General features: G+C 68.2%; 26 protein-coding genes. 8 read left to right on the top strand and 18 right to left on the bottom strand.

All coding sequences use genetic code 11. The features are described from left to right. Positions 1–17 precede the first annotated feature (17 nt). The 4 genes from GGQ80_RS00700 to GGQ80_RS00685 are packed head-to-tail and all read left to right on the top strand — an operon-like array spanning position 18 to position 3076. Positions 18–683: a DUF969 domain-containing protein gene (locus tag GGQ80_RS00700; protein WP_183981784.1), complete on the top strand. Its 666-nt coding sequence runs from the start codon at positions 18–20 to the stop codon at positions 681–683. Further along, positions 680–1585: a DUF979 domain-containing protein gene (locus GGQ80_RS00695; RefSeq protein ID WP_183981783.1), complete on the top strand. Its 906-nt coding sequence runs from the start codon at positions 680–682 to the stop codon at positions 1583–1585. Before GGQ80_RS00700 ends, GGQ80_RS00695 begins: the two co-directional genes overlap by 4 nt. Beyond that, the gene (locus GGQ80_RS00690) at positions 1582–2574 is read left to right on the top strand and encodes a DUF2891 domain-containing protein (protein WP_183981781.1); all 993 of its coding nucleotides are present in this window, start codon (positions 1582–1584) and stop codon (positions 2572–2574) included. The genes GGQ80_RS00695 and GGQ80_RS00690 overlap by 4 nt, the downstream gene beginning before the upstream one ends. Before the next feature lie 7 nt (positions 2575–2581). Further along, entirely contained in the window at positions 2582–3076 is a 495-nt protein-coding gene (locus GGQ80_RS00685) for a hypothetical protein (protein WP_183981779.1), read from the top strand. A 4-nt stretch (positions 3077–3080) separates the two neighbouring features. On the opposite strand, the gene GGQ80_RS00680 is transcribed toward GGQ80_RS00685, so the two are convergent. Further along, positions 3081–3863, bottom strand: a complete 783-nt coding sequence (locus tag GGQ80_RS00680; protein ID WP_183981777.1) for a transglutaminase-like domain-containing protein — start codon at positions 3861–3863, stop codon at positions 3081–3083. 99 nt (positions 3864–3962) lie between these two features. Next, a complete protein-coding gene (locus GGQ80_RS00675; protein ID WP_183981775.1) occupies positions 3963–5162 on the bottom strand; it encodes a glycosyl hydrolase in 1200 nt (399 codons plus the stop codon). A 176-nt stretch (positions 5163–5338) separates the two neighbouring features. Between GGQ80_RS00675 and GGQ80_RS00670 the strand changes: the two genes are divergently transcribed. Further along, on the top strand, positions 5339–6427 hold the full coding sequence (locus tag GGQ80_RS00670; RefSeq protein ID WP_183981774.1) for an acyltransferase family protein: 1089 nt from the start codon (positions 5339–5341) through the stop codon (positions 6425–6427). On the opposite strand, the gene GGQ80_RS00665 is transcribed toward GGQ80_RS00670, so the two are convergent. From GGQ80_RS00665 to GGQ80_RS00635, 7 genes are read right to left on the bottom strand one after another with little or no spacing between them, the layout of a single operon-like run. Next, entirely contained in the window at positions 6424–7590 is a 1167-nt protein-coding gene (locus GGQ80_RS00665) for a glycosyltransferase family 2 protein (RefSeq protein WP_183981773.1), read from the bottom strand. The genes GGQ80_RS00670 and GGQ80_RS00665 overlap by 4 nt on opposite strands. 48 nt (positions 7591–7638) lie before the next feature. Continuing rightward, positions 7639–9186 carry an oligosaccharide flippase family protein gene (locus GGQ80_RS00660; RefSeq protein WP_183981772.1) on the bottom strand — a complete coding sequence of 516 codons (1548 nt, stop codon included), beginning with the start codon at positions 9184–9186 and terminating at the stop codon, positions 7639–7641. Next, positions 9183–10346 (bottom strand): glycosyltransferase WbsX family protein, encoded by a 1164-nt coding sequence (locus GGQ80_RS00655; protein WP_221364114.1) that lies wholly within the window; start codon positions 10344–10346, stop codon positions 9183–9185. Before GGQ80_RS00655 ends, GGQ80_RS00660 begins: the two co-directional genes overlap by 4 nt. Further along, positions 10340–11170 carry a hypothetical protein gene (locus GGQ80_RS00650; RefSeq protein WP_183981771.1) on the bottom strand — a complete coding sequence of 277 codons (831 nt, stop codon included), beginning with the start codon at positions 11168–11170 and terminating at the stop codon, positions 10340–10342. The genes GGQ80_RS00655 and GGQ80_RS00650 overlap by 7 nt, the downstream gene beginning before the upstream one ends. Further along, positions 11167–12138, bottom strand: a complete 972-nt coding sequence (locus GGQ80_RS00645; RefSeq protein WP_183981770.1) for a glycosyl hydrolase — start codon at positions 12136–12138, stop codon at positions 11167–11169. The genes GGQ80_RS00650 and GGQ80_RS00645 overlap by 4 nt, the downstream gene beginning before the upstream one ends. 2 nt (positions 12139–12140) lie before the next feature. Further along, the gene (locus tag GGQ80_RS00640) at positions 12141–13382 is read right to left on the bottom strand and encodes a hypothetical protein (protein WP_183981769.1); all 1242 of its coding nucleotides are present in this window, start codon (positions 13380–13382) and stop codon (positions 12141–12143) included. After that, positions 13379–14527 (bottom strand): acyltransferase family protein, encoded by a 1149-nt coding sequence (locus tag GGQ80_RS00635; RefSeq protein WP_221364113.1) that lies wholly within the window; start codon positions 14525–14527, stop codon positions 13379–13381. The genes GGQ80_RS00640 and GGQ80_RS00635 overlap by 4 nt, the downstream gene beginning before the upstream one ends. A 46-nt stretch (positions 14528–14573) precedes the next feature. Between GGQ80_RS00635 and GGQ80_RS00630 the strand changes: the two genes are divergently transcribed. Further along, positions 14574–14816 carry a hypothetical protein gene (locus GGQ80_RS00630; RefSeq protein ID WP_183981767.1) on the top strand — a complete coding sequence of 81 codons (243 nt, stop codon included), beginning with the start codon at positions 14574–14576 and terminating at the stop codon, positions 14814–14816. A 5-nt stretch (positions 14817–14821) separates the two neighbouring features. Here GGQ80_RS00630 and GGQ80_RS00625 read toward each other — a convergent pair whose 3' ends face one another. The 9 genes from GGQ80_RS00625 to GGQ80_RS18565 form a co-directional block, all read right to left on the bottom strand. Then, positions 14822–17005, bottom strand: a complete 2184-nt coding sequence (locus GGQ80_RS00625; RefSeq protein WP_183981766.1) for a GumC family protein — start codon at positions 17003–17005, stop codon at positions 14822–14824. Positions 17006–17007: 2 nt separating this feature from the next. Then, positions 17008–18297, bottom strand: a complete 1290-nt coding sequence (locus GGQ80_RS00620) for an outer membrane beta-barrel protein (RefSeq protein WP_183981765.1) — start codon at positions 18295–18297, stop codon at positions 17008–17010. After that, positions 18297–18833 carry a polysaccharide biosynthesis/export family protein gene (locus GGQ80_RS00615; RefSeq protein WP_246346766.1) on the bottom strand — a complete coding sequence of 179 codons (537 nt, stop codon included), beginning with the start codon at positions 18831–18833 and terminating at the stop codon, positions 18297–18299. The genes GGQ80_RS00620 and GGQ80_RS00615 overlap by 1 nt, the downstream gene beginning before the upstream one ends. A gap of 89 nt (positions 18834–18922) precedes the next feature. Further along, the gene (locus tag GGQ80_RS00610; protein WP_183981763.1) at positions 18923–19897 is read right to left on the bottom strand and encodes a glycosyltransferase family 2 protein; all 975 of its coding nucleotides are present in this window, start codon (positions 19895–19897) and stop codon (positions 18923–18925) included. Continuing rightward, the gene (locus tag GGQ80_RS00605) at positions 19894–20994 is read right to left on the bottom strand and encodes a glycosyltransferase family 4 protein (RefSeq protein WP_183981762.1); all 1101 of its coding nucleotides are present in this window, start codon (positions 20992–20994) and stop codon (positions 19894–19896) included. The genes GGQ80_RS00610 and GGQ80_RS00605 overlap by 4 nt, the downstream gene beginning before the upstream one ends. Before the next feature lie 4 nt (positions 20995–20998). Further along, complete coding sequence (locus GGQ80_RS00600; protein WP_183981761.1) at positions 20999–22165, bottom strand: glycosyltransferase; 1167 nt, start codon at positions 22163–22165, stop codon at positions 20999–21001. Between the two features lie 11 nt (positions 22166–22176). Next, positions 22177–22809 carry a sugar transferase gene (locus tag GGQ80_RS00595; RefSeq protein WP_343050715.1) on the bottom strand — a complete coding sequence of 211 codons (633 nt, stop codon included), beginning with the start codon at positions 22807–22809 and terminating at the stop codon, positions 22177–22179. Between the two features lie 325 nt (positions 22810–23134). Next, positions 23135–24001, bottom strand: coding sequence for a beta-1,6-N-acetylglucosaminyltransferase (locus GGQ80_RS00590; protein WP_183981759.1), 867 nt, complete (start codon positions 23999–24001; stop codon positions 23135–23137). A 191-nt stretch (positions 24002–24192) separates the two neighbouring features. Continuing rightward, positions 24193–24792: an Npun_F0296 family exosortase-dependent surface protein gene (locus GGQ80_RS18565; RefSeq protein WP_183981758.1), complete on the bottom strand. Its 600-nt coding sequence runs from the start codon at positions 24790–24792 to the stop codon at positions 24193–24195. A 366-nt stretch (positions 24793–25158) separates the two neighbouring features. On the opposite strand from GGQ80_RS18565, the gene GGQ80_RS00580 reads away from it, so the two are divergent. Together GGQ80_RS00580 and tpiA are read left to right on the top strand one after the other, a co-directional pair. Continuing rightward, positions 25159–25995, top strand: coding sequence for a DeoR/GlpR family DNA-binding transcription regulator (locus GGQ80_RS00580; RefSeq protein ID WP_221364112.1), 837 nt, complete (start codon positions 25159–25161; stop codon positions 25993–25995). A gap of 83 nt (positions 25996–26078) precedes the next feature. Next, entirely contained in the window at positions 26079–26801 is a 723-nt protein-coding gene (tpiA, locus tag GGQ80_RS00575; protein ID WP_183981757.1) for a triose-phosphate isomerase, read from the top strand. The last annotated feature ends 10 nt before the right edge of the window (positions 26802–26811 follow it).

Below are 26811 nucleotides of genomic sequence, written 5' to 3'. Positions count from 1 at the left end.
CATCGGGCTCTCGCGCGATGCTAGTGCTCGCCGGGATCGTCGTCATCGCGGGCGGTTTCCTGCTGCGGTTCAACCCGCTGCTGGTCATCGTCGCGTCGGCGCTGGTGACGGGGCTCGCCGCCGGGCTTGATCCGCTCAAGGTGCTCGCCACCTTCGGCCATGCCTTTAATGAGACGCGCTACGTCACCGCGATCTACATCGTGCTGCCGGTCATTGGCCTGCTCGAACGGCGCGGGCTGCAGGCGCGGGCGCGGTCGCTGGTCGCCGGGTTGCGCGGCGCAACTACGGGGCGGCTGCTCGCGGGCTATCTGCTGTTCCGCCAGGTCACCGCCGCGCTGGGCCTGATCTCGGTCGCGGGCCCGGCGCAGACCGTCCGCCCGCTCGTCGCACCGATGGCGGAGGCGGCGGCCGAGCGGCAGGGCGCCGGCCCCGACGATGCCGAGCGGGTGAAGGCGATGGCCGCCGCGACCGATACCGTCGGGCTGTTCTTCGGCGAGGACATCTTCCTGGCGGTAGGATCGATCCTGCTGATGAAGGGCGTGCTCGAGGGCTATGGCATCATCCTCGAACCCTATCAGCTGTCGATCTGGGCGATCCCGACCGCGATCGCCGCCTTCGTCATCCACGGCATGCGGCTGATGCTGCTCGACCGCCGCCTGGCACGCGGGGCGACGCCGCGATGATCGGCCTCAACGTCGTCTATGCCGCCGCCGCGGTCACCTTCGCGATCTTCGCGATCCTGTCGGCGCGCGAGCGGCGCTGGGCCAACACGCTGTTCTATGCCCTCATCGCGCTGTCGTTCGCGGCGGGCGACCGGCTCGGCGACGTCGCCAACGGCGTGCTCGTCCTCGCGCTCGTCGGCATCGCCGCGTCGGGCAGGATGCGGCGCGGCGAGGCGGCGGCGCCGGCGGAGGATCGCCACGGCGCGCGAGTCTTCATCCCCGCGCTGGTCATTCCGGCGGTGGCGCTGGCGGGGACGCTGATCTTCAAGCGGATGCCCGACGTGGTCGACCCGAAGCAGGCGACGCTGGTCGCGCTGACGCTGGGCGTCGTCATTGCGCTGCTGCTGTGCGCCGCCATGCTCCGCGCCCGGCCGGTCGAGCCGTTCGCGGCGGGGCGCGGGCTGATCGACGACATCGGCTGGGTCGCGGTGATGCCGCAGATGCTCGCCAGCCTCGGCGCGGTCTTCGCGCTCGCCGGGGTGGGGCAGGTCGTGGGTTCGCTGATCGGCCAGGTCATTCCTGCGGGCAGTATTCTCGGCGCCGTGCTTGCCTATGCGCTGGGCATGGCGCTGTTCACGATCGTGATGGGCAACGCCTTTGCCGCCTTTCCGGTGATGGCATCGGCGGTGGGGGTGCCGCTGCTCATCAAGGGGGCGGGCGCAGATGCCGCGATGGTCGCCGCGATCGGCATGCTCGCCGGTTTCTGCGGCACGCTGATGACCCCGATGGCGGCCAACTTCAACCTGCTGCCCGCAGTGCTGCTGGACCTGAAGGACAAATATGCCGTCATCCGCGCGCAGGTGCCGACCGCGCTGCCGCTGCTCGCGTTCAACATCGCGCTGCTCTACGCGATGATCGCATGAAACGGCTCGACCCTGCGACCGCGCAACGCTTCGCTGCCATGACGCTCGGCCATATCGGGCGCGAATATCCCAACCTGATCCTCCACCTACTCCACGGCCCGGAAGACGCGAGGACGCCGGCCGAGCTGCATCCGATCTTTCACGGCAGCCTCGACTGGCACAGCTGCGTCCATGGCTGGTGGCAGCTGCTCTGCCTGTTGCGCCTCTATCCCGACATGCCCGAGGCATCCGCGATCCGCGCCCGCGCCGACACGATGCTGGTGGCGGACAAGATCGCTGGCGAGATCGCGTATCTGGAGCGGCCCGGCAATGCCGGGTTCGAACGGCCGTATGGCTGGGCCTGGGCGCTTGCGCTGCATGACGAGGCGAGCCGCCACGATACGGGCTGGGCGGCGGCGCTTGACCCGCTCGCCCGGCTGTTCGCGGCACGGTTTCGCGATTTTCTGCCGCGGCTCACCTATCCGCTGCGGGTGGGCACGCACTTCAATACCGGCTTCGCGCTGACGCTGGCGTGGGATTGGGCAGCGCGTCACGACCCAGACCTGCGCCGGCCGATCGCCGAGGCGACGCAGCGTTGGTACGCCGGGGATCGCGATTGCCAGGCGTGGGAGCCGGGCGGCGACGAGTTCCTGTCGCCAGCGCTGTGCGAGGCGCTGGTGATGAGCCGGGTGCTCGACGCCGATGCGTTTCGTGACTGGTTCGACGCCTTCCTGCCGCGCGTGGCGATGGGGGAGCCGGCGACGCTCTTTACCCCGGCGATCGTCTCGGATCGGTCCGACGGCAAGATCGCGCACCTCGACGGTCTCAACCTCAGCCGTGCATGGTGCTGGCGGGCGATCGCTGCGGCGCTCGGGCCGGCGCATCCGGTCGCGGCGCGGGCGGAGGCGGCGGCGACCGAGCATCTCGACGCCAGCCTGCCGCATCTCGGCGACGACTATATGGGCGAGCATTGGCTGGCGACCTTCGCGTTGCTCGCGCTGGACGGCTGAGCCCGGCATGGCCCGCACGCTGAAGGTCTATCGAACGCCGATCGGCTTTCACGACGCCTATGTCGCCGCACCAAGCCAGAAGGCCGCGCTCGAGGCGTGGGGCAGCGACGCCAATCTCTTCCCGCGTGGCGTCGCCGAGGAGGTGACCGACCCGTCGTTGACGAAGGAGGCGCTCGACCATCCCGGCAAGGTCATCCGCACGCTGCGTGGCACGGCGGAGGAGCAGATGGCGGCGCTGCCGGCCGACAAGCCGAAGCGGAAGGCCCCGGCCGCCCCCGCGAAAAGGCCGCAGCCGTCGCGGCGCCGGCTCGATGCCGCGGAGGCCGCGTTGAAGGAGGCCACGTCAGCGTTCGCCAACGAGAAGCGGCGGCTCGATCGACAGGCGGCCGAGCTCGCCAGATCTCAGGCCGCGCTGGCGAAGCGAACCGACAGGGAGTTGGCCGAACTGGCCGAGCGACGCGATGCCGAGGATGCCGCCTATCGCAAGGCGCTCGACGACTGACGGCTCAGCCGTCGAGTCGCCGGACCGACACCGACTGGCCGACGAACTGCGCGCTACCGAAGATCGACAGGAAGGCGACGTCGGTCGCATCGCGGCCCACGCCGACGCGAACGATGCCCTCGACCGGCGCCAGGCGCGTCGCATCGATCAGGTGCCAGCCGCCGCTCAACCATACCTCGACCACCGCGTGGAAATCGGGCGGATCGACGCCCAGGCCATAGGCACCGACGATCCGCGCCGGGATTCCTGCCGCGCGGACCAGCGCGATCAGCAGATGCGCATAGTCGCGGCACACGCCCTCGCGCTGGATGAAGCTGTCGGCGGCGGTCGTCGTGCCGTTGCTCGCGCCCGGGACGTAGCGCATCGTCTCGCCGACATACGCGTCGAGCGCCGCGACCAGCGCACCGCCCTGAAGCCCGCCGAAGCGGCGATTGACCCAGCTTTCGAACCGGTCGCTCTCGCAATAGCGGCTCGGCCATAGATAGCGCACCACGGTCGGCGGCAGCAGCGGCAGCGGATCGGTGTCGAGCGCCAGCAGGTCGGGCGCCGCGCGCGACACCTCGACCGTCGCGGTATATTGCACCTCGAAACGGTCGTCGGCACTGGTCCAGGTGCGCTGGCCGATGCCGTCCTCCGCCTCGATCGGGACCAGCGGGCCGGTGCCCCATGTCGTCAGCAGATCCTGGACCAGCCGCTGGTCGGGGGTCTGCGCGACCTCGATCGCGAGCAGCAGTTCCGCCGGGCGATCAAGCGCATAGTGAAGCCGGGCATCGATCGCGAGAAGCATGGAGCCGGACTGCGCGAAGCGGCCCGTCACGTCCAGCGAATAGCGGTGTTCGCCACCGCTCGGTACGGCGAGCCCGCCGGGCTCGCCGCCGATGCCGGATCAGCGGGGTGCCAGGAAGGCGGTCCAGGCCGCGGCCGTCTTGGTCTTGTCGGCCACGCCGGTGAAGCGCCAAGCGCCGTCGCTGGCGTTGTAATCCCAGATGATGACGTGATCGATCGTCCCGCCCTTGTCGACGAAGCCGGCGAGCCGGTTGCGCAGATAGGCGGGGAATTCGGGATCGTCCGACAGCCCGGTCTTGATGTTGTCACCGCCGACGCCGGTCTCGCTGATGCCGAACGGCTTGCGATGCGCAAGCGCGAAGTCGAGCGCCTGGACCATGCCCCAGCCGGCGCCGTCGGTCGTCCACTGGGTGGCGCCCGGATGATCCCAATAATGGATACGGTTGGCGGAGTTGGCCATCCACTCGGTCAGGTTCGCCGCGTCGCGGTTGGTCGACCAGTCGCGCAGGCTGAGTGGGTACATCGTGCTGTAGACGTCGGATGCGATCACATCGACATATTGGTCGCCCGGATAGGCGCCCGCGATCGAATTGCCTGCCCAATTGATGTTGGTCGGGTTCCACACGACCAACACCTTCACGTTGGGCACCGCATGCATGACGTCGGCGACGTGCGCGAACGCGCGCTTCCACAGATCGAGCATCTCCGGCGTATTGCCGAAATTGTCGGGCATGAAATTGCCGTTGAACTCGTAGGAGATGCGTAAGCGCAGCTCGCTATAGCCGGCGTCCCGCCAGGCGGTGACGACGTCGCGATAGGTCTGGTCGTGCTGGCCGGCGATGATCTCGCGGAACGCATCGGCCTGGCGGTTCCAATAGGCGTTGGTCGACAGCTTGATGCCGATGACCGGTTTCATGCCCGCCACGCGCTGCGACTGGTTGAACGACCAGGCGAACCAGCCGGCGTTGCTCTTCCACTGGCTCCAGTCCTGGCTGTAGTCGGTGAAGGTGCCGAAGAATTGCGGCTGCCGCTGCAACTGCTTGACCGACGCGTCCCACTGCGACTGGAACCAGGCCATGGCGTTGCCATCGTTACCGTTCGGATTGCCGACGTAGAGACCGTACGGCATCCATCCCGCCTGCTGGGTCGCGGCCGGCGTCGGGGTCGGGGAGGGCGTTGGCTGAGGGGTGGGCGTTGGGGTTGGTGTCGGCGCCGGGGTGCGCCGCTTCGCCTCCGACACGACATCCACCGCATCGGTCGCACCGCCACCGTCGCTGCCGCCGCACGCGGCCAGCAACATGAAAAACGCAACGCTAGACATCGACCGCATTTACTAAACCCCTGTAATCAGAAGTGAAGATAGAGACCTCTCGTTAAGGGCGGTTTAAAGAGGCTAAGGCTGACCCTCAGGCTGCAACCCTCGCCGAGTTGGCGGTGGGCAAGCGTAGACGAGCGGAAACGGGGACACGTGCAGGCATGACGGCGTTGGCGAACGAAGACCGATCCGCGACCGGCCGGCGCCGGGTGTTCCACCTGCTCGACGCGATCCGCGGCCTCGCCGCCTTCGCGGTGGCACAGCGCCATGCGGCGTGGCTGATGGGGATCGAGGCGTGGCCGTCGACCTACCTCGCGGTCGACCTGTTCTTCATGCTCAGCGGCTTCGTGATCGCCTTTTCCTACGAGCGCCGCCTGATCGAGGGGATGTCATGGCGTCACTTCATGGTGCTGCGCGTGATCCGGCTGTATCCGCTGTACCTCGTCGGGCTGGCGCTCGGCCTCATCGCGCTGGTCGGCCACGAGGTGCAAAAACCCCATCCGGTCGACTGGACGATGATCGGCGAGGCGCTGTTCTCGGCGGCGCTGATGCTGCCCAATTGGGGGTTGCCGGCGATCGTCGGGCCGCGTTGGTCGCTGACCTACGAGCTGGTCGCCAACGCCGGCTATGCCGCGCTGGTGCGTCGGCTGGGCGCGGCGCTGCTCGCCGGCATCATCGCGGTGGCAGGTGCGGTGCTGATCGCTGAGGTCGCGCGCAACGGCACGATCGACCTGGGGTGGGAATATTGGCAGATGCCGACCGCGCTGGCGCGGGTGTGCTTCTCGTTCGGCATCGGCGTGCTGCTCTATCGCCTTCATGACGGCAAGGTGGCGCGGCACTGGGCATGGGTGGCGGCCGGCATCGTCGGCGCGCTGTCGATTGCGGCATTCGTCGTCGTCGGGGGCAGCTATCTCACGCTCGAGCTGCTCCTGGTCTTCCTGCTCTTCCCCGCGCTGACGGTCGCTGCGGCGAGCGTCGACGTCGGGCCGCGCGGCGCCGTCATCTGTGGGATACTCGGCACGACGTCATACGCGCTCTACGTCATCCACCAGCCCGCCGCGCTGCTGTGGGAAGCCGGGCTGAAGCGCGTCTTCGGCGCCGATGCGATGCTCGTGCCCTGGGCGGGCTGGGTGCTGTTGCCGATCCTGGGCGTCGTCGCCTGGCTACTCGATCGTTATTACGATACGCCCGTCCGTCGGCGACTGGTGGCGGCCTATAACGGTGCGCGGGGGGCCAAAAACAGGCGCTAGCTGCTGCCGTGCGCCGCACGCGTGCCGCGGCGCTGGACGAAGCGGTGCAGCCCCTTGGGCACGCCGATCCGCATCGCGGTTCGTGCCAGGAAGCCCGGCACCAGTCGCGGCGTCAGCAAGGCGGCGGCGATCTTCCACTTGCCGCTGGCGGCGAGGCGGGCGGCGGCGCCCTTGACGTGGCGCTCCAGGACGCGGCGGCGTTCGTCGGGGACGCCCGACAGGCCATCGGCGAGCGCCTGCCGGACGAACGCGGCGTCCTCCAGCGTCAGGTCATAGGGGCGGTAGGTCGTCAGTTCGAGCAGCTTGGCGGCGGCGGCGCGGCGCAGATAGGTGCGCTCGTCCTCGTCCAGCCCCTCGGCGCCGGCAGCGACGACCGCCGCCATACCGTCGGCCGCCTTCAACCGCGCCAGCCGATCGCGGCTGAACTCGATGTCGGTGCGCCCGTCGCGGCGCCGACGCGCGGACAGCCCAGCCAGCTGAGAGCTGACCGCCATGATCCGGCCGTTCGCCGCCGACGCGCCGGAGATGCTGCCGTCGTGGAGGCGATAATCGGCGAGGATGACGGGCAGGTTTTCCAATCGCCCTTCCGCCGACAGCCGCCAGTACAGGTCGGTGTCCTCGCTGTGGACGACGTAGCGATAGCCGCCCGCCCGACGCAGCGCCTCACGGCGGACGGTCAGCAGCGGGTGGATGATATAGGGTTCGCGCGACGGGATATGGTCGGGGTCGCTTTGGTCGGGCGAACCGAGGTCGGCGACGGTGCCGACCGGCTCGCCGGCCTGGTCGATGTGCCGCGCCTTGGCGCCGACCGCGATGACGTCGGGATGGGCGCGCAGATACTCGACCTGGGTCTGAAGCCGTTCGGGATAGGCGAGATCGTCGGCGTCGTGCCGGGCGAGGAACTCGGCCTCGCAAAAGTCCAGCCCGTGGTTCAGCGCGTGGACGATCCCGCCGTTCGCCTTGGAATGGACGCGGATCCGCGGGTCGGCGGCCGCCATCCGTGCCAGGATCGCGGGCGTCTCGTCGGTCGACCCGTCGTCGACGACGTGGATCTGGATGGCGGCCAGCGTCTGGCGCTGGATGCTGGCGACGGCGCTCTCGATCGTCGCCGCGGCGTTATAGGCGGGGATGAGCACGTCGACGCTGTGTTGGGGGTCAGACATCGGCTGTCCTTGGCTGGCGCGCAAGAGCGCGAATGACGGAAGAAGTGGTCACGCCGGCGTCCGCTTCAGCAGCGTGCGCAGGTTGAGCAGCTGGTGGCGCAGCGCCTGGCCGCCGGGCAGGAGCAGCAGTACGCCCCAGAAGACGAGATAGGCGACCGCGCCGGCGGCGAACAGGTTGATCGGATGCGGCAGGCGGCCTGCGGCGATCACCGCGGCGACGGTGGCGGCGGCGGCAATGGCGCAGGGCCACAGCGTCCGCGCGAAATCGCCGAGATTTACGGGGCCGCGCCGCGCCAGGCCGCTGACCATCAGCGGCGTCTGGATGAAGCTGAACGACAGCGCCGACACCGCGGCGACGCCCGCCGCGCCCCAGCGGACGCCGATCGCGAACGAGGCGATGCTGATGATCGCGGTATAGACCGACAGCCGCAGCTGTTCGTCGGTGCGGTCCTGCGCGGTGAACAGCCAGCCGAGGCTGGAGAAGATCGGCGCCACGATGCCCCCGGCGCAGATCCACCCGAACACCGGCGCCGCCTCGCGCCATTTCGGGCCGAGCAGGAACAGGACGATGTCGGTGCTAAGCAGCGCGCAGACGATCATCACCGGCGCAGCGAGCATCAGCCCGGTGCGCAGCATGAGCAGATAACTCGACCGCAGTCGCTCCGCGTCGTCGCCGAATCGCGACAGCAGCGGCACGGCGACCCGGCCGAGCGGCGCCATCAGCTGGTTGAGCGGTTGCAGCGCGAGCGTATAGCTGCGTTCGTACAGGCCGAGCGCGGTCTTGCCGGCGACGGCGCCGACGATGATGTTGTCGGCCATCATGCTGAAATAGGTGGCGAGGTTCACGCCCGTCAGATTGGCGCCGAACCGCAGCAGCGATCCGACCTGCGGCAGGCGCCGGACCCAGTGTGGCCGCCAGCCCGATGCAACGAAGACCGCGACCATTCCGGCGAAGGTGCTCGCGATCTGGCCGATGACGAGCGACCAATAGCCCCAGCCGGCCAGCGCCAGCCCGATCGACACCGCGACCGTGACGCCAAGCGAGCCGACGTCGATCACCGACGAGGCGATGAAGCTCATCCGTCGCGACAGCAATGCGTTGGGGATGACGCCGATCGTCCCGATCACGATCGAACCCGCCAGCGCCAGGGTGATGCCGATCGTGCGCGGTTCGGCATAGAGCCAGCCGATCAGTGGCGAGAGCAGCATCAGCAGCGCGGCGAGCGCGGCGCTGACCAGCAGGTTGATCCAGAACAGCGCCGATACCTGATCCGACGTGATGTCGCGGCGCTGGACGATCGCCGACGCGAAGCCGAGGTCGTTGAGCGTGGCGACGAACGCCAGGATCGGCGTCACCATCGCGACGATGCCGAACTCGGCCGGATCGAGCAGGCGGCCGAGCGCCACCGCCGAGCCGAAGCGCAGCACGAACTTCACGAGCTGCGCCGCCAGCGTCGCCCCGGCGCCGTGGACCGCGCGGCGACCCAGGTTGGCGTCGTCGGGAACCGCGCCGATCGACGCGCCGCTGTGGGGCGGCTCGTCGATGCGGGCCTCCACGAAGTCGCTGTCGGCGGGGCCGGGCGGCGGCGTCGTCACCGCGGCGCGCGGCGGCGGAACACCGCGTTCCGGATGGCGTCGAGATAGCGATGCCCCCAGCGTGCGCTCGGCTCGACGAAATTGCCCTCCGCCCACTCGTTCCACGCCTTGATGAAGACGATGCGCTGCTGCGGCGGACGATCGGCGACGAGGTCGACCGCGCGTTCCATATATTGCTGGAACAGCTCGGGCGTCGCATGCTCGTAGACGACGCCGCGCGTGTTCGACCGCGGCGTATTGTCCCAATTGGGCAGGACCGAAGGCAGATATCGCTCCTCGCGCGGCATGTCGTCGAACGCGCGCGCGACGACGTCGCGATAGTCGATGCGGGTCGGGCGCGCCCAGCTCTTCGGCCGGAAGCGGTTGAGGCGCTTGCCGAAGTTGAGCTCGCGAAGGCGCCGGCTCCAGCGACCGCGCGTCATTCGGCCATGCGTCTCGAGATAGTCGTGTGGGGTCAGCAGCGTGACCGCGTCGAACGGATCGAGGATCTGGCCGCGATAGCGGTCGGCGCCCCACATCCAGATGTTCGAGATGGCGACGAAATAGATGCCGGGCAGCCCATCCGCCTTGGCGAGGCGCTGCCAGTGATCGATGAAGTCTTTCGACGACGGCAGGTCGTGCGGCGCGAAGATGCAGAACAGCGGTTTGCCGTCGACGCGGACGTAGCGCGGGTCGTGGAAGGCACGCGAGGCCCAGCGATAGTGCGCCTCCTCGTCCGCCGGCCCGGGATATTCCTGCTTCATCAGCGTGGTGCCGGGCGAGCCGTGCCAGATGCCGGTCCACGACTGGTTCGCCCAGGCGAGGCAGAAGGGGAAGTCCGGCTTGCCCGAGGCGAGCACTTCCTCGAACGGCCGCTCGATGATGCGGCGGCCGTTGCCGAACCAGTAATGCCAGTAGCAGAAGCCCTCGACCCCGGCCTCTCTCGCGAGCTCGGCCTGGCGCTCGCGCACCTCGGGCACGCGCAGGTCGTAGAAGCCGAGGTCCGACGGCAGCTGCGGCTGGACATGGCCGGCGTAGAGCGGCTTCGCCTTGGCGACGTTGGTCCATTCGGTGAAGCCCTTGCCCCACCATTCGTCGTTCTCCGGGATCGGATGGAACTGCGGCAGGTAGAAGGCGAGGACGCGCGCCAGCGGATCGGTGTCGGGGGAGGGATTTACCACGTCGTCGCTCCATTCACCCGGGCGATGAGCTTGCGATACGCGCGCTCCGCCAGCGGGGTCGGTTTGCCATGATCTTTCTGGGTCCGCGCCAGCTTGCGAGCGAGGTCGTCGCCCTCCAGCACGGGGTGATACAGTCGCGGCGTCGCGTCTGGCGCGTCATCGGCCAGCGCTGCGCCATCGAGCACGTTGGTGTAGCTGTAGGTTTCGTCGTCGTAGACGCGCAAACCCGCGTCGTTCAGGTCGGCGGCGGTCAGCCCCGCGGCCTGCGCCGCGGTGGCGACGAAGCTTTCGTCGTTGGGCCACAGTGCGCGGCGCAGCGGGCGGCGGGAATGTTGGCGGCGCTTCGCTGCCAGCGCATCGACCGCGCGGGCGGACAGGCGGACGACGGGGAAGAAGCAGCGGCGCGGCTCGGCATCCGACGACGTCACCGTCGCGCGCCACCACCAGTCGCCGCCCGCCGGGCCGATATGCGCGGCGACCAGATCGACCTCGGGCCGCGCCCGCCAGGCGGCGAAGAAGCGGCCCGCGTCGCCGGTGATGCGGACGTCGTACTCGATCATCCAATAGGAATGCTCGTCGGGGAATTGGGCGCGGGCGACATAGAAGCCATAGTCGCCGCACCGCCAGGCGAAGTCGCTCGGCGCGTAGAGGCCGGTCGCGCTGCACGCCTGGTGCGTCAGCGACACCTTGTCGCGCCCGTGCGTATCGACGACGCCCTGGCGCTCGTCGACGAGCATGGCGATCCGTTCGCCGCTCGCCTGCTCAAGCTGCCGGGCGAGGGTCAGCGTCGCGGTATCGACGCGGGTGGTGCGCAGCAGGATCATCGGCGCGCCACGCCCTGTCGGTGGGCGAAGGCGTTGCGGAACGCGACCGCGGCCTTCGGCTGGCGGCCGGTCGACAGCTCGGCGTTATAGTCGCCCGCGTTATAGTCCCAATAGGCGTGGTAGAGGACGTTGTGGCTTCTGATCCAGGCGGCCATGTTGTTGATGAACAGCGCGTCGTCGCCCCAGCCGTGGCCGTCGGGCCGCGTGCCGGTGCCCCATTCGGGCAGCGCGAGCGGCTTGCGATGCGCCGCCGCGAACGACGCCGCCCAATCGAGGCCGTAGGGCATCGTCTTCAGATTGTTCCACCGGACCGTCGGCAGCAGATAATCCTGCGGGCGCCACGACTGGTTGTAGAGATCGAGCCCGACGACATCGACGACGTCGTCGCCCGGCCACAGCTTGTCGGGCGCGATCTGCTGCTCGCCCTGTGCCGGGTTCCAGACGATGCGGAAGCGCTGGCCGGGCACGCGGCGAAAGGCGGCGACGATGCGCCGGAAATAGGCCTTCCACGCCACCGGGTTCTGCGCCGCGGCCCAGGGATACCAGCCGCCGTTGAATTCCCAGCCGATGCGTAAGTACGCATCCGCCTTGCCCTTCGCGACCAGCAGCTTGCCGAGATCGACGAAATGCTGGTCATAGGCGCCTTTCGCGCCCTGTTGCAGCGTCGTGCCCGACCCGCCCTGCATCAACATCGGCACCGATTGCGATAATCCCAGGCCGCGACGCTGCGCCCAGCAGCCCTGCGCCCAGTTCACCGAGCTTATCATGTGCGACCAATCGGTGATCTCGGTGAACTCGGCGACGCCGTCGACGGGGCGGCCGATCAGCTTTTCGAACGAGGCGATGCGATCGCGCCCGGTGCATCCGGCGCCGCGATAGACGAACATCTGCGCCTCGCGCGCATAAGCGACGGCGGGGGCGGTTGCCGCCATGACGGCGACGAGGGCGGCGATGGCTTTGGCGGCCATGGTCAGAACTCCTGGACGGCGGCGGGACGGAAGGTCGGGGCGCGATCGGACCAGATGCACAGCAGTGCCGCGAGCACGATCATCGGCATGAACAGCAGATAGCCCCCGCCCAGCTGATAGTTGGCCAGCATGAACAGCGAGACGATCGCGATGTCGCGGCGCCACAGCGTCCCGATGAAGAAGACGGCGAACGACGCCAGACCCATGATCCCGTACTCGAAGAATATCTTCAGCGCCGGATTGATGCTGCCGGTGACCGCGATCGTCGCACGTTCCAGCGCGCCGGGCCCGAAGCCCACGAAGGTGCGGGTTTCCCCGGCGAATTCGTTGAGCAGCTTGAGCTGGCCGATGTAGCGCGCGTAGCCGCTGCTGCCCTCGTAATTGACCTCGTTGCTTCGCCCCACCAGCCCGGCGACGGCATCGGGGAAGATCAGCGCGGCAAAGCCCGCGACGATCGCGCCGGCGATGCCCAGCAAGACCAGCTGCGGCGAGGTGCGCGGGCTGATGACGATCGCCAGGATGCTGGCGACCGCAAGGGCGAGGAGCCCGGTGCCCGAATAGGTCACGACATAGGCGACGCCATAGAGCGGCAGGAACAGCCACTGGCGGCGGATCAGCACGTCGACCGCCGCCGCGAGCATCAGGATCTGCGAGAAGATGCTGGGCTCGAGCAGGAAGAAACCGTTCGAGCGCAGGATCGGCGAGCCATAAGCGACCACCGGATGGAAGTTGAAGAATGGTTCGGCGAGGACCGGGCGAAGGACGGGGAAGGTCTCGCTGAACGCGAAGATGCGGATGCCGGCGAACTGGACGAGATATTGGACGATGCCGAAGACCGCGAGCCATCGGGCGTAGAGGATGAAGATGTCGAACACGCGAGCGCCGTGGAACCGGCTGGTCGGCGCCACCACGAGGCCAAGATAGACGACCAGCACCGATGCCAGCGACGGCAGGCTGAGCCCGTTGATCCGCGTGTCCGAGGTGTTGAGCGCAATCAGCGTACTGAGCAGCGCGGCTGCCACGAAGATCGCGAAGGTCCAGGTCGAAAAGGCGCGCAGCGTCGCCCGGCCGGTCAGCAGCAGCCAGCCCAGCGAGAGAAAGAAGATCGGCAGCACCCAATAGATGACGCCCCCGCCGACGATAACGCAGAAGCGCTGGAGCAGCAGGCAGAAGATCAGGTTCGCGTGGACGAACAGCGTGCTGGCGCGCTCGTCGGCGTCGCGCAGATCGGCGGCGGCGGTCATGGCCGGGCACGTTCGAGGGCGGTGATCGGGGCGGCGCCGCGATCCTCGCGCGGGCCGTGGCGGCGAAGCCAGCGGGTCAGGCGGACCTCGACCAGTCGCTGGCTGACATGGGCGATGCCGAGCGCCGGGGGAAAGGCGATCAGGGCGAAGGCGAGCTGCGAGGCGGCGCCCAGCGTGTCGACCAGCCCCGATCGGATCAGCAGCGCCTTGACGGTCGCCATGACGACGGGGTGCCAGAGGTAGAAGCTGTAGCTGATCGTGCCGAGCCAGCGGAACAGCGGGGTGCGCAATACCTGCGCGAAGGAACCGCGTTCGGCGACGATCCCGCCCAGCGCCAGCGTGCCGCACATCCCCGCCAGCAGCATGACCGGGAGATACGCCAGCCACGCGGACAGGGGCATATGGGCGGGGGTCAGCATCGCGATGTCATGGTCGGGCGCCGATCGGTCGAGCCAGCGCCAGAGCGCCAGGAACAACACCAGCCACAGCACCGGCGAGACGTCGGCGAGGCGTTGCAGCCTCGAGCGCGCGAGCCAGCCGGCCGCCAGGACGAGACCGACCGGCATCAGGATCGCGCGGGGGAAGAAGATGATCGCGATCGCACCCGCCACCACCGCCGCGGGCATCCAGCGCCAGCCGCGGGTCCGCGCCGCCCAGCCGGCGGCACAGAGCGCGTAGAAGCTGATTTCGTAGCCGAGCGACCAGGCCGCGGGATTGACCTGGGGCAGCGCGACCAGCGGCGGCGGCGCGAGGAAGTTGAGCAGCCAGTCGCCGAAGGGCGGCATCCACCGCCCGGTCGCCAGCGCCACCAGGGTGATCGCGATCAGCGTCAGCCACAACAACGGATAGATGCGGGTCGCGCGATCCCACAGGAAGGCGCGGATCGACGGCGCCCGCGCCAGCGCGCCGATGATGACGAAGCCGCTGATCCCGAAGAACAGCTCGACGCCGAACTTCAACGACTGGAACAGCCAGGCCGCAGGCCAGGCGTCGTCGGCCCAGAAATTGGGCAGCCCCGAGTTGGCGACGTGGAAACAGAAGACCAGCGTCGCGAATAGCCCCCGCGCGCCGTGTACCGACGCGTTGAAGGACTGCGGCCTGCGATGTCCGGCCTGAAGGGTCACCAGTGAGGGGTCAGCTTGCATCGCGCGCCAGGGTGCGGCAACATTGCTGCCGGGAGACGCAGAAATCATGAAACCGGCGAACGATGCCCCACCGCCCATCGGAACGGCCGAGACGAACAATTTGGTAAGCCAGCCCGGCTATTGGCAGGGCATGCCCAACGACCAGCCGATGCGGGGCGCCGCGTTCCCCGACCAGGCCACGCCCCGGACGCTGCCAGCGCGTTATTACCGAAGCATCTCCCTGGCCGCGTGGGGCGGCGTCATTGCGCTGGGCGTGCTTAGCTGGGTAGCGATCTTCCATCTGTTCTAAACGGATCATCGTTTCGGCGCATAATCGTAGGCGGCATAGCCGTGATCGACGTCGTCGTACGCATAGGCGGCGACCGACCGCAGGTTCACCCGGGTCATGATGACGCCCGAGACGCGGATACCGATCGCCGACAGGCGCTTCAGCGCGGAGCGGACGAGCGGGACGCCGGTGTGCTTCCAGCGAACCGCCAGATAGGCCTGATCGACGAAGTTCATCAGCAGCCGCGACTCGACAGCCCCGAGCGATGGCGCCGTATCGATGACGACGAGGTCGAATACCGACTCCAGCCGATCCATCAGCGTGCGCAGGTTCTGCTCGGAATTGATGTGGCGATGCTCGTAGGGCTGGACGAGCGAGGGCAGGATATAGGCGCCGCTCCGCTCGTCGCGCAGCATGGCGTCACGTAGCGGGGCCTGTTCGGCGAGCACCTCGGTCAGTCCGACCGTCGGGGTGAGCCCGAACATCTTGGCGACGCTTGGCCGGCGGATATCGCCGTCGATCAGCAGCGTCCGCCGCCCGCTGATCGCCGCGATCCGCGCCAGGCACGCGGCGGTGGTGGACTTGCCCTCCTCCGCCTTCGCCGAGGTGATGCCGACGACGATCATGCCGTCGCGTCCGCCGGTGCGCTCGATCGTCAACAGCAGGCCGCGCATCGCTTCCGCCAGGATCGACATGGGTTCGTCGAGGATGAAGTCGATTGGCTCCTGATCGCGTGCCGGACCCTTGGCAATCGACTGCACCGTCGGGATGTTGACGATGTGACGCACGCCGAGCGCATCCTCGACCTGGCGCGACGAGGTGATCGTCTGGTCCAGCAGCTGGAGCAGCGCGACGGTGGCCGCGCCCAGCACCGTGGCGACGGCGAGCGCCAGGATTAGGCTGAGCTTGCGGTTGGGCGCGCTCGGCTGTTCGGGGATCAGCGCGGTCGACAGCTGGCGGGCGTCGACATCGGCGACCACCGCCTGGCTGGCCACCGCGGTCTGCCGCTGGAGCATCGTATTATAGTTGGTGCGCAGCGCATCGGCGCGGCGTTCCAGCTCGTTCAGCTGGACCGACTCGGCGGTGTTGGCGGCCAGTTCGCCGCGCGAGGCGCTGGCGATGCCGCTCGCCGCGCCGGCACGCTTCGATGCGACCTGAACCCGCGCTTCCAGGTTCGACATGACGCGGCTGATCTCGGACTGGATCTCGCGGTCGATGTCGGCCAGTTCCTGCTTGGCGCGGACGACGTCGGGATGCGCCGGCTGGTAGCGTGCCTCGAGCTGCGCCAGCTTGGCGCTGGCAAGCGCGCGCTGGCTGCGCAGCTGATTGACGACGGGCGAGCTGAGCGCTTCGCCGACGTCGTCGCCCGACGATCCACGGCTCAGCTGCGAGCGGGCGGTCGACAGACGCGCGCGCTCTTCGGCCAGCTGGGTCTGCGCGGCGGCTTCCTGTTGCTTGTAGACCGACTGTTCCTGCTCGGTCAGCGTTTCGCCATTCGCGCTGAGCAGGTTGTTCGCGCGCCGGAAGCTGGCGACGGCCGCCTCGGCATCGACGACGCGGCTGCGCAGCCGGTCGAGTTCCTGCGTCAGCGCGCCATTGGCGACGCGGGCGGCGTCGAGGCGATTGTCGACCTTCACCGCCAGATACTGGCGCGCGAATTCATTCGCGGTATCGGCGGCGATCACCGGGTCGGCGGCGGTGAAGGTCAGCGCCAAGACGTTGGTGCCGCCCGGTCGGTCGATCTTCAGCCGTCCGCGCGTCGCGTCGAGTACGGCGCGGGCCGGCGGGGGCGTGTCATACTGGGTGACGATCTTGCCGTAATCGGCCCGCCGCGCTTCCATCGCGGCGATGACGCGGCGTGCGACGTCGGTCGACTGGATCACCTCGATCTCGGAACTGACCGCCTTGTCCTCGGCGGAACCCTGGGGGACGACGTCGTTGTCCTTGGCCTGGACGTTGAGCACGCGAGCGTTGACGAGCAGCGTCGACGTCGCGCTGTACTGCGGGATCTGGCGCAGGACGTAGATGCTGGCGAGCAGCATGACGATCGCGAAGACCGCGGCGAAGGCGATCCAGCGGCGGCGCAGTGCCGCCAGCGCGCGCCGGACGTTGTCGACCGGCGGCAGCGGCCGCGGCGTCCGCGCATTGCCCTGGCGAGCGAGTTCCTGGCCGGCTGGCGGCCTGACGATGGCGGGAAGATGCTCGTTCAAGGTCAGATCCTAACGCCGAGCCCGACAAGGGCGCGGTTGCGCGTGAAAGACTTGTAGCGTGCCGCGCCGTTCGACGTCAGGTCGAGCCGGTCGAACGAGGCACGCACCGACAGCAGCCGGTTGAGGCGGTATTCCGCACTGGCCCCGACGGAAAAGCGCCGGTCCTGGCGATCGACGCCGTTGAAGCTGTCGCGCTGATACTGAAGATTCGCGCCGATGATGACCGAGCGGAGGAGCTCGTGATCCACCTGGACGCCGCCGATCAGCGAGACATAGGTGCTCGAGTTGGGCGTGCCGGCGTCGTTGACGCTGCGTAGCGCATTGACCGTCACCGTCGTCAGCTGCGTCGGGAAGAAGGTGACGCGGCTGTTGACCGCCAGCCCCGAGAAACGCCGGAACTGCTGGTCGCGATAGCCCGAGGTGATGTAGCCGACGCCGATCTCGCCGCGGGCCAGGATGGGGAGCTCGAAGCGCGCACCCGCCAGCACCTCGGTCGTATTGGCGCCGCGGCGGACGCCGGCGCTGCTGAGCTGCGAATAGGACGAGTCGGTGTTGGTCGCCTGGACGAAATAGGCGAGCGCGGTGCTCTGGACGAGGTCGGCGCGGCCGCGGAACGAGGTGATGCCGCCGTCGCGATAATTCTGGTCGAGGATGCCGCCGCTGCGCAACTGGGCGTTGTCGAAGTTCAGCCGCTGATATCCCGCCTCGCCGGCGAGCTGGATCGGCCCGAAGCGGCGGCTGAGGCCGACCGCGCCGGTCGTCTCGCGAAAGGCGACGGGGCGCACCGTCAGCGCGAAGGCATTCTGCGATTCGCGCGATTCCCGATTGGCGCGGAACCGGCCCAGCAGGCGCAGCTTCAGCGTCCCCGCGAACTGCTGGACGGCGTTGGCCGACAGATTGAGCGCGTTGACGTTTTCGGTGCTTTGCCGGGCATAGCGATCGATCGCCGCGTCTGCGCTGATATCGAGCGAGCGGCCCGCCCAGTTCGACGACAGCCGTGCCGAGGGTTGCAGGCGAAGGAAGGCGTCGGAGACGCGATCGTCCTCCAACGCGAAGACATTGTCGGTCGCATTGACGTTGGCGTCTAGCGATGGCGTGAGGGTAAAGCCGCCGACCGGGATGCCGGCCTGTTCGTAGCCGGGAATCTGCCGCTCGCGCACGGCGGTGTAGCGCGAGAAGCGGATGCTCTCGTCGGGCGGCAGGTTCTGCGCCGCCGCCGGGGTCGCCGCCAGCCCGGCCGCGAGCATCGTCCATCGGGCCGCGCCGCGACGCTGAGAGCCGGCGGCAGGCATCAGAAGAAGCGTTCCAGGATGCGGACGGTGTCGCCCGGCAACACCTGAACGCCGGGTTCGAGCTTGTAACGAACCTCCTGCGGCTGGTTGCGGTGCTGGATGGCGACGACGCGGTGGTTGGCGCGATAGGTGAAGCCGCCCGCGGTCGCGACCGCGGCGTCGACGGTCAGGCCGACGCGATAGGGATACTGCCCGGCCTTGTTGACCTCGCCCAGAATATAGAAGGGCCGATATTCGGTGATATCGACGCTGACCTTGGGATCCTTGACGTAGCCGGCGCGCAGCCGGTTGGTCAGAAGTTCCTGCAGCTGGGGCAGGGTCAGGCCGGCGGCCTGCACCGATCCCAGCAGGGGATAGGATACGGCGCCGTCGCTGCCGACCACATAGGTGCCGGTCAGCCCTTCTTCGTTGTAGACGTTGACCCGCACCTTGTCGTCGGGTGCGAGGCGATAGGCGGGGGGACTTGCCGACACCACCGGCGCCTGCGTCGCAGGACCGCCGCTGCACGACGCAAGCAGCACCGACGCGACACCCATCGCCAACGTCAACCGTCGCATTGCACACCTCGCCTCAACCATTGCCAAGTTCGTACATAACTCATTTCGCGATCAAAACGGTCCATCGGTCATTCGCGCGCGGCGGAAGACGCCAGCATGCGGAGAAAGCCGATGCCCCAGGCGACGTGCATGACGGCGATAGCCGGCGCCGCGCCGAGCGCGCAGCCGCTGCGCAGCTTGACCGCCAGGCCGATCGCGACGAACGCCACCGCCCCGGCATAGAGCGCCGCGGGCAGCAACAGCCACGGCGAGGCCAGGCCGCCGATCATGCTGGCGGCGAGGCCGACGACGATCGCGGGCGCCGCCAGCTGACGCGGGCGAAGCCGCTCGCGATGCTTCAGGAAGGTGCGCGCGCGGCCGGTGCCGTAGCGGAAATATTGGACCGCTAGCGCGCGGAAGGTGCGGCGGGGATGGTAATCGACGACGATGTCGGCGGCCATCCAGATCCGGCCGCCAACACGGCGGATGCGATAGTCGAGTTCGGCATCCTCGTTGGCGTCGAAGCCGTCGTCATAGCCGCCCGCCATCTCGAACAGGCGACGGTCCATGCCGGCGTGATGGCCGTGATCGATCCATCCCGGCTCGCCGCCGACGCGATGCGCGGCGCCGCCGGTCCCCGCGCGGCTGTTCGACGCGGCGGCGATGGCGCGCTGGCGGCAGGTGGTGCCGATGGTCGCCAGCCGGGTCGCGACCATGTCGGCGCCGGTCTCGGCGAAGCAGGCGAGGATGCGCTCGGCATAGTCGTCGGGATAGCCCGCATGGGCGTCGACGCGGATGATCGTGTCGGCGTCGGGCATGGCGGCGGCGACGGCGCGGTTGATCCCGGGGGCTTGGCGGCGCGCGGGGTTGTCGATCAGCGCGATCCGGGCGTCGGTTGCCGCGGCATCGGCGACGATGTCGCGGGTCGCATCGGTGCTGCCGCCGTCGGCGACCAGGATCTGGACGACGCGGGCCGGATCGTTGCGGGCGAACTGTGCCAGCAGGCCACCGATCTGATCCGCTTCGTTGAGCGTCGGAATGATGACGACCGCCCTGCGCGTCATGATTCGTCCGCTCCGGTAACGCCCGCGACGAACGCGCGGCGGGCCGAAGCGATGTCGAGCGGCGCGAGGTATCCGGCGGCGTGCGCCGCGAAGCGCGCACGCGCGTCCGGCGCATCGAGGCGATCGAGCGCGGCGGCGAGATCGCCGTTCTCCCAATCGAACAGATGATCGGGCGGCAGCATGTCGGCGAAGGTGTCGATGCGCGAGGCGAGGATCGGCAGCCCGCTCGTCATCGCCTCAAGCGCGACGAGGGGCAGGCCCTCCCACCGCGACGGCATCAGGAGGACGTTGGCCGCCGCCAGGTAAAGGTCGGCGCGGTCGGTCCAGGGGACGATCGTTGCGGCGACGCCCTCGATCACGGGCTTTCCCGGGCCATCGCCGACGACCAGCAGCTGCCAGCCGCGGTCTGGCGCCATACGCGCCGTGGCGGTCGCGAGCCGGTCGAGCCCCTTCTGTGCCGGGTCTAGGCGCCCGAGGAACAGCGCGATGCGCGCGTCAGGCGCGAGGCCGAGCGCGCGGCGGGCGGTCTGGCGGTCGGTCGCGGGTGGCCGGGCGACGGTGTTGGGCGCGACGTGGATGCGTCCACTGGCGCCCGCCGCCTCGAGCTGGCGGGCGACCGCGGGGGCGGGGACGATGAAGGCGTCGGGGCGGCGATAGAGCGGGCGGCGGATGCGGTCGCCGACCAGTCCCGATCGTCCCATGTCCGACAGGCGATGCGCCATGGGGATGTAGCTGACCAGCCGCACCGACCGCGGCACGCCCAGCATCGCCGTCGCACCGTTTTCGATCCGGCCCTGGATGAGCAACACCGTGTCGGCGCGTTCCTCGGCGATCAGGCGGCGGACGGCGGCGCGATAGCCTCGGCGGAAATGTCGCAGATAGGGCTCGCCACGCCGCTTGGTGAACGGCCAGGGGCGGCGGACGATCGTTGGGAACTGCTGTTCGAGCGCCGTCGCCAGCCGGACGTTCTGCGCCGGATACACGAAGCAGATGCGCGCGAACGCCTGCGCCTCGACCAGGCCCGGCAGCAGGCTGAGCAGCATCACCTCGTGCCCGCCGAAATCGGGGCTGTCGTGGAGGATCAGGAGGTTGCTCATCGCGTCAGCGCTTCGCGCACCACTGGTGCCGTGCCTGACGATAGGCGTCGAGCGTCATCCGCCCGATCGTCGGCCAGTCGGTGATCGCGGCGCCGAGGCCGCGCGTCGGGTGCCGGTCGACCGATCCGGCGAGCGCTGCGGCGAGGGCATCGACGTCGCCGGGGGGCACCAGCGCGCCGGCGTCGCCACCATGGCCGATCGCCTCCGAAAAGGCGCCAAGGTCGCTGGCGACGATCCATTTGCCCATGCCGGCGACCATCAGGAACGCGCCGCTCGCCTCGATCGTGCGATAGGGGAAGACGAAGGCGTCGGCCTCGTGCAGCAGGTCGCCGATCGCCGCGTCGTCGAGATAGGCGAGCCGCCAGTCGATCACGTCGTCGAGGCCGAGCGCCGTCGCACGCTGGCGGAGCGGCGCGACGTCGATCTGCGGCTCGCCGGCGACGATCACGCGCAGCCGTGCCCTGACGTCGGCCGGCAGCATGCCGAGCGCGTCGACGAGCAGGTCGACGCCCTTGTATGCCTGGATCTTGCCGAACTGGACGATTGTCCAGCGCCGGTCGGCACGAGCCACCACGGCGGCGCTCGAGGCCGGCACCGGCAATGGGCCGTGCGGAATTACCGCGATGCGATCCGCATCGAGTCCCGAAGCGATCAGCGCCTGGCGACCGCGCGCGGTGTGGACGATCAGGCGGTCGGCGGCGGCCAGCATCGCGGTGAAGCCCGAGCGCTGGGCAGGCGATACGTCCTTGCCGTTGAAGGGCTCGACGTCATGGACGGTGACGACGACCGGGCAGGTGCTGCGCATCCGCGCGATGGCGAGCCGGTCGACGCGCGGGATCAGGCCCCACTGAACATGGACGGCCAGCGGACGGACCCTCCGGACCAGGGCGACCAGCCGGATCAGCCCGACCAGATGCTCCGCGCCCTTCAGCCGACGCCAGCGCTGGCCACGCGCGCGGTTGGCGCCGTCGCTCAACGGGTAGAACAGCTGGCGGACCGATCGACCCCGCAGGTCGTCGGCCTCGCCCGGGCGAAGGTGCCGCGTCACCCACAGTGGATCGATCCCTGCGTCGGCGAGGCCGTCGGACAGGCAGGCGTCATAAGGCGCCGTGAACAGCGACGGATCGACCAGCACTACCCGATCGCCCGGCGCCACTTGCCGCACCGGCACGGCGGCTGCGTTCAGGAGCTACCCCGGGCGGAGAGAACCGCCGGCACGGTCCGCGTCAGCACGAAGATGTCGGTCGGGATCGACTTGGTCCGCGAATAGACCATGTCGAGCACGACGCGACGACGATAGCTGGTGTCGTTGCGCCCGCTGATCTGCCACAGGCCGGTGATGCCGGGACGAACGCTGCAATAATCGCTGAAGAAGCGGCCGTAGCGGATCACTTCGCTCTCGATGATCGGGCGAGGCCCGACGAGGCTCATGTGACCAAGCACGACGTTCAGCAGCTGCGGCAGCTCGTCGAGGCTCGACTTGCGCAGGAAGCGGCCGATGGTCGTGATGCGCGGGTCGCGACGCAGCTTGTGATCGCGGCGCCATTCCTCCGCCGCCTCGGGGTCACGCTCCAGTAACGCGCGCAACCGCTCGTTCGAGTCGGTGACCATCGTGCGGAACTTGTAGCAGGGAAAGGTCTGACCCCCGCGCCCGATGCGATGGTGGACGAAGAAGGGCGAGCCGCGATCCTGGCACCAGATCACCAGTGCCAGCGCCACCATCACCGGTGCGACGACGACCAGCAGGGTCAGGGCGACGATGACGTCGAGCGCCCGGCCGGCGGCGAGATCGACCGTCTTCGGAGCCCGCCGCACCCACAGCGATGGGGCGACCCGCTGGGCACGGCGACGCTGCGGACTTCGAGCGGAAGGAGAAATTGTGGACTGACGCATATACTGGACCCTTTGACTGGGTTGATGGTCCGGCACCGCGTCGACGTTCGCCGATCATCGGTGCCAGGGCTCAGCCTCTCCGGGCAAACCGCTGTCGTTGTGTCTGATGCACTTATAGCATCATTAACCACCACGTCACCGTAAAATGCTGCAAAGCAACACCAATACACCGTGAGAGCTGAACGGTTCCCCTTGCTGGTTTAAAATATGTTAATTGTGTCAAAATGAAACGAGCGAGTTTCGAGGCTTAGGTCGGCGGCAGCGGCCCCGGCGAAAAGTGATTCGCCGCCGCGAGGTTGCGCAGCACCGACACATCGACGGCGGCGTCGAACTTGCGCCCGAACCACGCATCGCCCTCGCTGAGGTACGGCAGGTCCTGGTTCGTCAGCAGCTTGGGCCCCGGCCATATGATCGCGCGGCGATAATCCGGTGCGATATTGGCCATCCACGGTCCGTTTCGGGCCAATGCCTGCATGATCAGCTCGTCGCTGAGCATCAGCCGGCTGAGGAATCTGCGGATCGCCGGCAGCGCCGGGGCGGTGCGGATCCATGCGCAGAATGCCCGCGGCAGCACCACCCATTGCGACCCCTTGTGGCTTATATCCAGACCCGGCGGCGGCTCCCGCCGGCCGCGTCGCTTGATCGTCCGCAGCGGCGTTTCGATCATCGGAGACCAGTCGTGATGCCAGTCGTCGGCCGGCAACGAGGCGATCGGCCGCTGCTCGATATGCAGCGCATCGCCGCTGCCGGTTATGCTGCACCGCAACACGTCGAGCGGTTTCAGGGGGTAGCATTGCCCGCTGAGGTTGACGAAATGGCTCCAGGGCACGGTGCTCGCCAGCGCCTGATCGATCGCGTCGAGCAGGATATTCGACAGCGACCAGCCGCCCCAGTTGGTGAAGCGGGAACGCATGATCCGTACGTTGGGATAACGTGCGCAGATCCGTCGCACGTCGCGCATCAGGCCGCGACGATCCGCCTTCAGGCCCAGCCGCGACTTCATGTCGACATGGACCAGGAACAGATCGTCGGGATGATGGATCGCGTTGATCAGCCACTCGAACTGATAGGGCTTGTGATGAACCATGATGAAATAGGCGATGCTGGCGGTCATGGAAGCTCCGGTTCGTCGACTGCATGACGCGACCTTTCCATATGCCCTGGCGTGATTTGCACGATACGGCGACCCGTTCCCAACCGGACTGGCCCGTGCCTCTACCGACCGGCCGATTGCGCCCGGCCTTTGCCGATCACACGGAAGGGGCCGCCAGTTTCCCGACGGCCCCCCACGCTAGTTCGGATAGATCAGGCCGTGACGCGCTTCGTTGCGGTCCGACGACGGCGGCTGGTGGCCGCAATCATGCCGAAGCCGACCAGCATCATGCCCCACGTCGCCGGTTCCGGCACCGCGGTCACGCTGAAGTTGGCGGTTTCGAACGCGTCGGCAGCCGGCACGTTCGTGAAGTTGACGCTGCTGATCAGCTCACCCGCGGTCGTCGCGAACTGGACGTACTGCGAGAACGACTGATCGCCGTTGGTGCGCGCGAAATTGAGCGTCGCCGCGGTGTAGATGTAGCTGGCAACGTTCGTGTTCACCGTCAGCTGGTTATACGTGTCGGGCGAACCCCACAGGAAGCTGAGGTAGGAGGTCGGCCGGCTGAAGGTCAGCGTTGCGGGCTGGCCAGCAGTCGGGCCGGCGGCCAAGAACGTACCACCGGTGATGCCGCCCTTGGGGATGTCGGCGAAGGGCTGGTCCGCCATATAGGTGCGGCCGCCCGACAGGGTCGCAATCTGGTTCGTGCCGTCGCTCAGCCCGGTCGCGCTCAGCGTCAGCTGGTTGGTCGTATTGCCGCCGAGGCTGGGAAAGATTGCCGCATTGGCGGCGGTCGGAGCTAGAACGGCCACGGCCGAGATCATCGCAAGCTTTGCAATACGCATATACATACCCCTTTTGGGAAGGGCCGCACCATTTCGACCCAGACGGGGTTAAAATGATGTTAACCCGATAAGGTTCAGGTTGAATTCGCCCAACCTGGACCAACCATGTGATCAGGGGTCACGCACCGCCGACGCGGCAACATGGTTAACAAGGTCAATAACGCCGCATGTCGGATAGCGTTGCACGCCTCCCGCGAGCGATCGGCGAGGCCCCACTTTCCCTTCGCAAGTAAAACGAGCATCGTGGCTTCCAATCGGCGCGAGAACGGCCCTAGGCAGCCGGGCATGTACTGATTGTTGCAGTCGATGTGGAACGAGGCGGATGACGCGGGAATGACAGTGGCGAAGAGCGAGAAGTCGGGGTCGGCGCGTGGTGGGCGCAAGCGCAGCGCCGGTGGCGCCCCGGCGCTGCTGGCGGAGCCGCGGCGCAAGCGCATGCTGGCGTGGCTGCAGGAAGAGGGCAGCGCTCGCGTTCGCGACCTCGCCGAGGCGTTCGGGGTGTCGGAAGTCACCGTGCGCCAGGATCTGGAGCGGCTGGAGCAGGACGGCCATGTCGTCCGCGAGCATGGCGGCGCCTATCTGAAATCGGTGCCTGAGCAGGTGAAGGCGATGGCGCTTCAGCACCTCGTCAACATGGATGCTAAGCGGCGGATTGGGCGCGCTGCCGCCGCGCTGATCAACGATGGCGAGACGATCATCCTCGACAGCGGATCGACGACGACCGAGCTGGCGATGAACCTGGGCGACCGCGAGCATCTGACCGTCATCACCAATGCGCTCAACATCGCGCTGATCCTGGGGGCGATGCCGACGATCTCGGTCCATATGCCCGGCGGCCAGTTCAAGGCACCGACGCTGTCGCTGTCGGGCGAGCGATCCGCGGATTACTTCAAGGGGCTGTTCGCGCAGAAGCTGTTTTTGGCGACGGCGGCGGTGTCGTTCGATGCGGGGCTGACCTTTCCCGCGATCGCCGACATCACGGTGAAGCGGGCGATGATCGAGTGCGCGTCGCAAATCTTTCTGGTCGCGGATTCAACCAAGATCGGCCGCACGTCCTTCTCGTCGCTCGGCAACATCGAGCTGGTCCACACGCTCATCACCGACGACGGCATCACCGACGAGGACCGGCAACGCTTCATCGATCGCGGGATCGAGGTGATCGTCGCCTGACACCTTGCCGACATCGGCAAATTGCCTAAAGCGAAGAATACGAAGAAAGTCGAAACCTGTCGGCTTCGGGCCAGGGAGGTGGGATGCTCGTCATCGGCAATTGGAAGATGCATGGCGACCGCCAGCGACTGGCCGAGGTCGTGGCGATCGACCGCCATGTGCGGCGCGGATGCTCTGCCCGCGTCGCACTGTGCGTGCCGGCGACGCTGATCGCGGCAGCGCGCGGCAGCGTCGAGGCGGTGGTGATCGGCGCGCAGGACTGTCACCAGGCCGTGGGCGGCGCCTTCACCGGGCGCCTGTCGGCATCGATGCTGGCGGATGCCGGCGCACAGATGGTGGTGGTCGGCCATTCGGAATGCCGTGCCGCGGGTGACGACGATGCCGCGGTCGGCGCCAAGGTGACGGCGGCGATCGGTGCCGGGCTGGAGCCGGTGCTGTGCGTCGGCGAAACGTCCGCCGAACGTGACGAGGGCCTGACGGCCGCGGTGGTCGTCGCTCAGGCTCGCGCGGCGCTCCCCGGCCGGGTCGTGGAGGGACTGGCGCTCGCCTATGAGCCGGTGTGGGCGATCGGTAGCGGGCGGCTGCCGCAGGAGGGCGACATCGCGGCGGTGATCGCGGCGCTCCGACGCTGTCTGGTCGATCTTTATGGTGTGGAGGGCAGCGACGTGCCGATCCTCTATGGCGGATCGGTGAGCGCGGCGAATGCGGCGGCCCTGCTGGGGATCGACGGTATCGGTGGGCTGCTGGTCGGCAGTGCGAGCCTGAGTGCCGATAGCTTCGTGCCCATCCTGGCGGCGGCCGGCTGAGGCCGCGAAA

The organism is Sphingomonas jinjuensis (assembly GCF_014197105.1).
Taxonomy (GTDB): Bacteria; Pseudomonadota; Alphaproteobacteria; order Sphingomonadales; family Sphingomonadaceae; genus Sphingomonas; species Sphingomonas jinjuensis.
The sequence above is the reverse complement of the archived record's forward strand: the minus strand, read 5'-3'. Positions and strand labels throughout refer to the sequence as shown.

Excerpts from the sequence above, each read along its gene's own strand:
- GGQ80_RS00700 (WP_183981784.1), top strand. The coding sequence starts at position 18 with ATGCTAGTGCTCGCCGGGATCGTCGTCATCGCGGGCGGTTTCCTGCTG.
- GGQ80_RS00695 (WP_183981783.1), top strand. The coding sequence starts at position 680 with ATGATCGGCCTCAACGTCGTCTATGCCGCCGCCGCGGTCACCTTCGCG.
- GGQ80_RS00690 (WP_183981781.1), top strand. The coding sequence starts at position 1,582 with ATGAAACGGCTCGACCCTGCGACCGCGCAACGCTTCGCTGCCATGACG.
- GGQ80_RS00685 (WP_183981779.1), top strand. The coding sequence starts at position 2,582 with ATGGCCCGCACGCTGAAGGTCTATCGAACGCCGATCGGCTTTCACGAC.
- GGQ80_RS00680 (WP_183981777.1), bottom strand. The coding sequence starts at position 3,863 with ATGCTTCTCGCGATCGATGCCCGGCTTCACTATGCGCTTGATCGCCCG.
- GGQ80_RS00675 (WP_183981775.1), bottom strand. The coding sequence starts at position 5,162 with ATGTTGCTGGCCGCGTGCGGCGGCAGCGACGGTGGCGGTGCGACCGAT.
- GGQ80_RS00670 (WP_183981774.1), top strand. The coding sequence starts at position 5,339 with ATGACGGCGTTGGCGAACGAAGACCGATCCGCGACCGGCCGGCGCCGG.
- GGQ80_RS00665 (WP_183981773.1), bottom strand. The coding sequence starts at position 7,590 with ATGTCTGACCCCCAACACAGCGTCGACGTGCTCATCCCCGCCTATAAC.
- GGQ80_RS00650 (WP_183981771.1), bottom strand. The coding sequence starts at position 11,170 with ATGATCCTGCTGCGCACCACCCGCGTCGATACCGCGACGCTGACCCTC.
- GGQ80_RS00645 (WP_183981770.1), bottom strand. The coding sequence starts at position 12,138 with ATGGCCGCCAAAGCCATCGCCGCCCTCGTCGCCGTCATGGCGGCAACC.
- GGQ80_RS00640 (WP_183981769.1), bottom strand. The coding sequence starts at position 13,382 with ATGACCGCCGCCGCCGATCTGCGCGACGCCGACGAGCGCGCCAGCACG.
- GGQ80_RS00635 (WP_221364113.1), bottom strand. The coding sequence starts at position 14,527 with ATGCAAGCTGACCCCTCACTGGTGACCCTTCAGGCCGGACATCGCAGG.
- GGQ80_RS00630 (WP_183981767.1), top strand. The coding sequence starts at position 14,574 with ATGAAACCGGCGAACGATGCCCCACCGCCCATCGGAACGGCCGAGACG.
- GGQ80_RS00620 (WP_183981765.1), bottom strand. The coding sequence starts at position 18,297 with ATGCCTGCCGCCGGCTCTCAGCGTCGCGGCGCGGCCCGATGGACGATG.
- GGQ80_RS00615 (WP_246346766.1), bottom strand. The coding sequence starts at position 18,833 with ATGGGTGTCGCGTCGGTGCTGCTTGCGTCGTGCAGCGGCGGTCCTGCG.
- GGQ80_RS00610 (WP_183981763.1), bottom strand. The coding sequence starts at position 19,897 with ATGACGCGCAGGGCGGTCGTCATCATTCCGACGCTCAACGAAGCGGAT.
- GGQ80_RS00605 (WP_183981762.1), bottom strand. The coding sequence starts at position 20,994 with ATGAGCAACCTCCTGATCCTCCACGACAGCCCCGATTTCGGCGGGCAC.
- GGQ80_RS00590 (WP_183981759.1), bottom strand. The coding sequence starts at position 24,001 with ATGACCGCCAGCATCGCCTATTTCATCATGGTTCATCACAAGCCCTAT.
- GGQ80_RS00580 (WP_221364112.1), top strand. The coding sequence starts at position 25,159 with ATGACAGTGGCGAAGAGCGAGAAGTCGGGGTCGGCGCGTGGTGGGCGC.
- tpiA (WP_183981757.1), top strand. The coding sequence starts at position 26,079 with ATGCTCGTCATCGGCAATTGGAAGATGCATGGCGACCGCCAGCGACTG.